Below are 8284 nucleotides of genomic sequence, written 5' to 3' on the forward strand. Positions count from 1 at the left end.
CCTCCTGCGCCATGCGCGTGCCGTATGCTTCGGCGCGCGGATAGCCCTGCGGCAGCCGGTCATCCTGGTCCGGGTTCTGATCGCCCAGCGCGCCGTTGGCGAACATCGCCACGCCGCCGCGGGACGATTCGATCGCGCGCAACATGTACCCGACGAAGTCCGCCGAGAACTCGCGGTTGTCGTCATCCAGGAACACCGGATGAGTGCCGAAGTTGGCGAGCAGAGCGATCGGCTTGTCGTCGGCGCCGTCAATGCGCAGCACCGCCACCCCCGGATCGGTCAGCTCATTGCCGCGGCGGTTATGCGTCACCCCGGACAGGTTGGCGCTGGCGTATCCCCACTTCGCCGGGCGCAGGTCGGCCGCGGCGGCCTCAATTGCGCCGGCGATTCGCGTCGCGACGAAATCCGCGAGGTCGGAGCGATACCCGCCGAGGAATTGCGCGGCGAACTTCATCTCGGTCAGCCCGCCGGGGCCGGAATGCGTGTGGCTGGCGCAGATGAGGACCCGTTCCGGGGCGAGTCCCGCCGCGGGCGACAGCTTTGCCAGCGCGGCGTTGCGCAAGTTGACCGGAATGGACAGGAGATCGGTGGTGACGATGCACAGCCGCACCGCTCCGTTGTCGAGGACAAGCGCCTTCGCGTAGAGCGGGTCGTGGACGCCGGTGGGCGTCTGCTCCGGATTGAAGTACCCCGCCATCATCACGTCCCACGTGCTCTGCGGCGGGGTTATCTCGACCGCCGCGGCGCCCGCGCGCAGGTCGCCATCGGCGGCCGCGCCGAGGTCCGCCGGGGCCACGCCCGTGATGGTGATGTCCGGCGCGGCGGTTGCGGCGACCGGGGCGCGCGCCGCCTCCTGCGCGCAGCCGATGCTGAGAACGAGCATCGTCAGCACGGCGACTAATGCCAAAGTGGAAACTCGATTCTTGCGTGAGGTGTGCGTCATGATCGCCTCCGGAGTCGGCGCGGCTCGCCGCCGCGCTATGTGAAATCATTCCCCGAGGTACGCTTCCCTAACCCCGGGGTTGCCCTCCAGCTCGTGCGCCGCGCCGGACAGGGTGACGCGCCCGCTCTCGAGGACGTACCCGCGCGCCGCGATGCGCAGGGCCATGTGGGCGTTCTGCTCGACCAGTAGTATAGTTGCACCTTCGCGGTTGATTTCCTGGAGCGCTTTGAAGATCTCGGTGACCAGGACCGGCGCGAGCCCCAGGGATGGTTCGTCCAAGAGGAGCAGGCGCGGCCGCGCCATGAGCCCGCGCCCGATGGCCAGCATCTGCTGCTCGCCGCCGCTGAGGGTACCCGCGCGCTGGCGGCGCCGTTTGGCCAACTGCGGAAACAGGGCGTACACGTGATCGCGGTCCTGCCGCACCTGGCGGTCCGGCGGACGCGCGTACGCGCCGAGTTCCAGGTTCTCTTCGACCGAGAGATCAGCGAACACGCGCCGCCCCTCGGGGACGTGCGCGATGCCCATGCGCACGATGCGATGCGGGACGGCGCGCGTGATATCCGCTCCCGCAAAGCGGATGCTCCCGCGCTCGCCGCGCAGCAGCCCGGAGATGGTCATGAGCAGGGTGCTCTTGCCCGCGCCGTTGGCGCCGATCAGGGTCACAACCTCTCCGTGATCCACGCGCAGCGAGACGCCGGACAAGGCCTCGATGGCGCCGTAGCGCACGGTCAGGTCGTCTATTCGCAGCAGATGGTTGTCGCTCATCGGTCAGGCCGCAGGTGGCTCTGCGTCTCCGTGCGTCTGTGCTTTCCGTGGCTCATACACTTCTACGCAGGCGCTTCTCCCAGATACGCCTCGATGACCCCGGGGTCCTTGCGGATGACGTCGGGCGGGCCTTGTGCGATGACGACGCCGTAGTCCAGTACCACGACCCGCTCGCAGATGCCCATGACGACGCGCATGTCGTGCTCGATGAGGAGCACGGTCAGGTCGAACTCGTCGCGCACGCGGCGAATGAGATGCATCAGCGCGTCCGTCTCGCGCGGGTTCATGCCCGCCGTCGGTTCGTCGAGCATGAGCAGGCGCGGGTGGGTGGCGAGCGCGCGGGCGATCTCCAATCGCCGCTGCTGGCCGTAGGGCAGGCTGCGGGCGGGGAGCTTCCTGAGGTCGTAGAGGCCGAGCCGCCGCAGGATGCGCATGGCGTGGGCGGTGAGCTTGTTCTCGGCCTTGGCGAACGCCGCGGTGCGCAGCAGCGCCCGGGACATCGGATACGGCGCGGCCGGGTACGCCGCGACGCGGACGTTGTCGAGTACGGACAGATCCTGGAAGAGGCGGATGTTCTGGAACGTGCGAGCGATGCCCGCGCGCGCGACCTGATGCGGCGGGAGGCCGGCGATGGAGCGGCCCGCGAAGCGCAGGTCGCCCGCATCGGGCCGGTAGATGCCGCTGATCATGTTGAACACGGTGGTCTTGCCAGCGCCGTTGGGGCCGATGAGCGCGATCAACTCGCCGGGCTGCACGGCGAGGTCGAGGCCGGACACTGCGGTCACGCCCTCGAAGTGTATGGTGCAGTTGTCAAGTTCGAGCAGCGGCACGTCGCTTCCCCAGAGGCAAGATGGATCGCAGCGCCCGCCATGTAATCTCCGCCTTGCCGAAGATGCCCTGCGGACGCGCGAGCATGAGGGCGATGAGCAGCCCGGAGTAGATGACCATACGCAGCTGGTTGACGTTTTCGTTGAGCCAGTCACGGGCGGCGGCGACGGTGGGCGGTAGGATCTCCGGCCACATGAGGACGACGCAAAACGCCGCGCCCGCAGCCGCCCCAAGCGCCATGCGCGGCAGCCCGCGCCGCCCCCCGCCGGCGAAGATAGCTGCGACGCCGAGCACGGCCGCGACCAGCACGAGCCAGGGGAGCGACGTCCCGCGCGTCCCTCCCGTCGCCAGGTCGGCGCCGGAGACGAGGGCGGCGAAAACGGCGATCACCCCGGCCGCGAGCGCCCCGGCCGCCAGACGCCGAGGCATTCCCGGGACCCGCAAATCCGGGAGCAGGAGCCATGCCCAGATGACGCAGTACGCGACCGCCAAGAGGCCGACCAGCGTCCGCAGCGCCTCCAGCAGCACGGTGAGGATCGCCGCGCCCGCCGCCGATCCCGCGATGCTGCCCATGCCTCCGAGCACCACCATGAGCAGGATCTCGATAGAGCGCAGAAAGCCGAACATCGCCGGGTTGAGATACATCAGGTAGTGGCCGAACAGGCCGCCCGCGACGCCCGCGAAGAAGGCGCCGATGGCGAAAGCTACGACCTTGTAGCGCACCGTATCAATGCCCATGACCTGCGCCGCCACTTCGTCCTCGCGCACCGACGCCAGCGCGCGGCCGTGGGCCGAGGCCATCAGGTTGCGCACCGCGATGATGGTGACCGCCGCCCACGCGTACGCCCACAGGAAGCTGGTGTGTTGCGGGATGCCCGAGAACCCCCGCGCCGCGCCGACCACCTCGAGCTGCACGATGACGACGCGAATGATCTCGCCGAAGCCGAGCGTCGCGATAGCCAGGTAGTCGCCGCGCAGGCGCAGCGTGGGCAGGCCGACGAGCAACCCGCACAGGGCCGCCAGCACACCGCCGAGCAGCAGCGCCGCAAGAAAGACCACGCCGCCGCCGAACCACGGCGGGATGCCGACGCCCGCCAACGCCGCCTGTGTCGGCGCGCCGTAGTAATACGTCAGGCCCGCCGACAGATACGCCCCGACTGCCATGAACCCGGCGTGGCCAAGGTTCAGCTGCCCGGTGAACCCGCTGATGAGGTTGAGGCTGACCGCGAGGATGACATTAATCGCGATGTAGATCACGATCTGCATGAGATACGGGTTGAGGCGAGGCGCCGCGGCGTTGACGGCGATCATCAACGCGGCGGCGCCGGCGGCGAGGAGCAGGATCTGGAAGCGCGGGGGAATCCGCATCGCTCACACCTTCTCCACCGCGCCCTTGCCGGTCAGACCCGTGGGCTTGAGCAGCAGGATGATGATGAGTATCGCGAACGCGATGGCGTCGCGGTAGCTCGACGATATGTAACCGACGACGAGGCACTCGGCGACGCCCATGATGACGCCGCCGATCATCGCGCCGGGGATGTTGCCGATACCGCCGAGCACCGCGGCGACGAATGCCTTGAGGCCCGGCATCAGGCCCATGATCGGATCAATCTGGCCGACCTCGAGCGACACCAGCACGCCCGCCGCCGCCGCCAGCGCGGAGCCGATGACGAAGGTGAGGCTGATGATGCTGTCGGTATTGATGCCCATGAGGCTGGCGGTGTCGCGGTCGGCGGCGACGGCGCGCATCGCCTTGCCCGCTTTGGTCCTGAGGACGAAAACCTGAAGCGCCCCCATGAGGACGAGCGACGACAGGATGATGAGGATTTGCTCTTTCGCGATGATGACGCCGGTGGCGCGATGGACGGCGCCGCTTACGGCGGCGAGCGCGTCGGCGAGCGAACCGGTGAGCAGCTCACGCGGGAACGGCTTCGGCTCCGGCCCGAACAGCAACTGTCCGCCGTTCTCCAGGAGCAGCGACACGCCGATCGCCGTGATGAGCGCGGCGAGGCGCGGGTGGGTGCGCAGCGGTCGGTACGCCCCGCGCTCGATGACCACCCCGAGCACGGCGCACCCCGCCATCGCGATGAGCACGGCGGCGAGCAGCCCGACGTGGGTGTAGGTGATGATGTAGAAGGCGATGAACGCCCCCACCATGTACACGTCGCCGTGCGCGAAATTGATCAGGCGCAGGACGCCGTAGACCATGGTGTAGCCGAGGGCGATCAGGGCGTAGACGCTGCCCCAGGCGATGCCCTGGGCGAGGAGTTGCGCGAATTCAATCACAGCGTGATGACTCGTGCGGCGGCGGCATCACGGAATGCTCCCGCCGCCAGACGCGGATCGGCGCCGATACGTACCGGCCCGCAGCCGAGCCGCGCCGCACCATGCGCGGCTGTTACGGCGCGATCGTCTCCACCAGCACGAACTTGCCGTCCTTGACTTGCAGAATGACGGCCGGCTTGCGCGCGTTGCGCTCGGCGTCCATGCTGATCGCGCCGGTCGCGCCGTCATACTCCGTCGTCGCGGCGAGGACGTCGCGGATCGCCGCGCCCTCCGCCGACCCCGCCCGGCGGATCGCATCAACCAGCAGGCCCGCTGCGTCATAGCCCAATGCCGCGAGCGCATCGGGCGACTCGCCGTAGCGCTCGCGATACGCCGCGACGAACTCCTGCGTCCGCGGGTTGGGCGAGTCCGCGGAGTAATGGTCGCTGAAGTAGCCGCCTTCCACCGCATCGCCGCCGCTCTCGACGAGCATCGGCGAGTCCCACCCGTCGGGCCCCATGAGCGTCGCCGCGATCCCCAACTGCCGCGCCTGGCGCGCGACCAGCGCGGCCTCGGTGTAGTACGCTGAGACGAAGATCGCTTGCGGCCGGCGCGCCTGCATCGCAGTCAACTGCGCCTTGAAGCTCTTGTCCTGCTCGCTGAACGTCTGCCGCGAGACGACCTCGCCGCCGAGCTTCTCGACGTTGTCCTCGACGTAATCCGCGAGGCCCGCGCTGTAATCATTCGTCAGGTCGTAGATGATGCCGACGCGCTTGAGGCCGAGGTTATCCACTAGGAAGCGCGCGATGACCTCGCCCTGGAACGGATCCACGAAGCAGACGCGGAAGATGTAATCCCCGATCTCGGTGACCTTGGGGTTGGTGGAGGCGGGGGTGATCATCGGCACGCCGCCGCGCTGGCACACCGGCGCGCCGGCGAAACTGCACTTCGTCGCCACCGAGCCGACGATGGCGGCGACGCGGTCGCGATTGACGAGCTTGGTGAAGACGTTCGCCGCTTCCTCCGGCTTGCCGGCGTCGTCCTCGACGATGACCTGAATCCGCCGCCCCAGCAGCCCGCCCTGGTCGTTGACGCGGTCGAACACCAACGCGGCGCCCTGGCGGGTGGACTTGCCGAAGGTGGCGATGCTGCCCGTGATGGGCGCGACGAGGCCGATCTTGAGCGGCTGCTCGGCGGGCCGCTGCCCGCCTAGACGTGCGCAGCCAGCCAGCAGCGCCACGACCAACGACATAGCCCCACCGCGCAGGAAATGCTTCATGCCGATCTCCCCGACCGATGCATCACCCTTCCGTCCGGCCATTCCTTGTCAGCTTACAGTCACTCACATCGTGCTTGACGCTGGCTGACCGGAACCCTGGGCGCGGGGTCGCCCGACCCCGCGACTCACGCCTTGAGCGAAGCCGCGCCCGGTTCCGCCCTCCCCTGGCGAGCCCATCACCCTCACCCTAATTCTCTCCCTGGACGGGAGAGGATTCGCGGCTCTTCAGCCGCTGGGCGATCGCGCGGATGTGGTCGGGCGTGCTGCCGCAGCAGCCGCCGATGATTCTGACCCCCGTTCCGCAGCACCCGCCGATGATCTTCACGCCCATCTCCGCGAAGCGCTCAGCGTATTCCGCCATGCTCTCCGGCGTTTCGGGGAACACGGTCTTGCCGCCGACCAGCCGCGACATCCCGGCGTTCGGCTGCACCATCACCGGCCGGTCGGTCGCGGCGAGCATCGCTTCGACGACCGCCAGCATCGCGTCCGGGCCGGTGCCGCAGTTGGCGCCGATCACCGTCGCGCCGTAATCGGTCAGCGCGCGCGCCGCGTCGGCGGGGGCGACGCCCATCATGGTACGCCCGCTGGGCTCGAAGGTCATCGTCGCCATCACGGGCAAGCCGGCGGCCACGGCGGTCTCCACCGCGAGCTTGATCTCCTCCAGCGCGTAGAACGTCTCCACCGTCGCGGCGTCGGCGCCGGCCTCGGCAGCCGCCGCGGCCTGCTCGCGAAAGGCCTCCGCCGCCTGCTCCGGGTCGAGGTTGCCGAGCGGCGCGAGGACTTCGCCCGTCGGGCCCATCGAAACCGAGACGATGACGCGGTCGCCGGCCGCCGCGCGCGCGAGGCGCACCGCCGCCTGATTGAACTCGACGACGCGCTCCTCCAGGCCCCATTTCCTGAGCTGAACGCGGTTGCCGCCGAAGAACGTATTGGTTTCGATAATGTCGGAGCCGGCTTCGATGTAGGCGCGATGCACCGCAGCCACCTGGTCCGGCTGCTCGACGTTCCACAACTCGCGGCACGCGCCCGCCGGGAGGCCTGCTGCTTCCAGCATGGTGCCCATCGCGCCGTCGCCGATGAGCAGGCCTTGGTTCAGCCGCGCCAGGAATCGCTCGGTCTTGCTCTGCTCGGTCAACTCACTCTCGCTCGCTTCCGTCATACGCTGCGTCTCGCCGCGAGTCACGTGACCCGTCGGCGCTTCTTGGTTTCCTCGTTCGCTTTGGGGGTGGACGTGCCCCGGCGCGGCGGACGCAAGTCTCGCACGCGCATGCGTTTCATCTCGCCGCCGGTCATGAAGACGCCTTCAGCCGTCTCCTCGTCCTCCTCGGGAGCGGCGGTTGCCCGCCGCCGGCGCGGGCGCCCTTCCGACAGGCGGTCCAACTCGTAGCGCAGCATGCGTACGCGTTCCGCTGCGCGCGACCATGCGAGATAGGCCTCGCTCGAATCCGGGTCCGCTTCCGGGTCGAAGCTCGCCTGAAACTCCTCGAACGTCATGCCGAAGCGCTGCTCGAAGACCGCCTCGTCAGCGCGGGCGCGCTCCAACTCCGCGCTCAACTGCGCGGCGCGCTTGCGCATGCTCGCGTCGGCGACGAATTCCTCGGATAACGGTTGCTCCTCGCCGCGCTGTTCGTCGCCGGTGTCCTCCTCAATCCGCTTCGGGAAATCGTCGCCCTTGGCCATATCCGCCTCCGGACGCATTCCAGCATTGACCAGCCGCATCGGCTCCCGGGACGGCACTGAATACGGCTACACGTCGCCCGAGCGCCCATGCGGTGTGCGGCGCCGCCGAATTCGATTACTGCTTGTCCAGCCGCGACAAGCGATACTTGCGCTCGCCGAGGCCGATCTTCTCCCCGTAGGCGAGCTGCATCGTGTGGTCTATGTGCGGGTTGACCCCGCGGAACTTGTCGCCGCCCGGCTCGTGCCCGCTCTGGAGTACGGAATCCTCAAACCCCTGCTGGGCATTGATCAGATCGAGCGATGCTTGGTCTATGGCAATCGGGTCGCGCGAGGCGAGGATGCCGACGTCGGGCACGATGGGCGCGTCGCTCTTGCCGAAGCAGTCGCAGTCCGGCGTGATGTCGAGCAGGAAGTTCATGAAGGCGAGGCGGCCCTCTTTCTGCTGCATCACGCCCCAGCAGAACTCGGCGATGCGCTCCTGTTCTTTCTGATGCGAGTCGCTCCAGCGGACGGCGATGGCGCCC

8 protein-coding genes and 1 pseudogene are annotated in these 8284 nt (G+C 68.5%); all 9 read right to left on the reverse strand.

What is annotated here, in order from left to right:
• Nucleotides 1–943, reverse strand: a 943-nt coding sequence (locus JSV65_17230) for a neutral/alkaline non-lysosomal ceramidase N-terminal domain-containing protein (GenBank protein ID UCH34252.1), incomplete at its 3' end; no start/stop codon positions are given.
• A gap of 45 nt (nt 944–988) precedes the next feature.
• Nucleotides 989–1693 carry an ABC transporter ATP-binding protein gene (locus tag JSV65_17235; GenBank protein UCH36826.1) on the reverse strand — a complete coding sequence of 235 codons (705 nt, stop codon included), beginning with the start codon at nt 1691–1693 and terminating at the stop codon, nt 989–991.
• 77 nt (nt 1694–1770) lie between these two features.
• Nucleotides 1771–2538 (reverse strand): ABC transporter ATP-binding protein, encoded by a 768-nt coding sequence (locus tag JSV65_17240; GenBank protein ID UCH34253.1) that lies wholly within the window; start codon nt 2536–2538, stop codon nt 1771–1773.
• 505 nt (nt 2539–3043) lie between these two features.
• A pseudogene (locus tag JSV65_17245) lies at nt 3044–3847 on the reverse strand (branched-chain amino acid ABC transporter permease).
• A gap of 60 nt (nt 3848–3907) precedes the next feature.
• Nucleotides 3908–4822: a branched-chain amino acid ABC transporter permease gene (locus JSV65_17250; protein ID UCH34254.1), complete on the reverse strand. Its 915-nt coding sequence runs from the start codon at nt 4820–4822 to the stop codon at nt 3908–3910.
• Nucleotides 4823–4934: 112 nt separating this feature from the next.
• Entirely contained in the window at nt 4935–6122 is a 1188-nt protein-coding gene (locus JSV65_17255) for an ABC transporter substrate-binding protein (GenBank protein UCH34255.1), read from the reverse strand.
• A 145-nt stretch (nt 6123–6267) separates the two neighbouring features.
• Entirely contained in the window at nt 6268–7239 is a 972-nt protein-coding gene (locus JSV65_17260; GenBank protein UCH34256.1) for a homocysteine S-methyltransferase family protein, read from the reverse strand.
• 20 nt (nt 7240–7259) lie between these two features.
• Nucleotides 7260–7760 (reverse strand): hypothetical protein, encoded by a 501-nt coding sequence (locus JSV65_17265; protein ID UCH34257.1) that lies wholly within the window; start codon nt 7758–7760, stop codon nt 7260–7262.
• Nucleotides 7761–7875: 115 nt separating this feature from the next.
• A partial coding sequence (locus tag JSV65_17270; GenBank protein UCH34258.1) for a 4Fe-4S ferredoxin occupies nt 7876–8284 on the reverse strand: 409 nt, incomplete at its 5' end.

This window comes from Armatimonadota bacterium (assembly GCA_020354555.1).
Lineage (GTDB): Bacteria > Armatimonadota > Hebobacteria.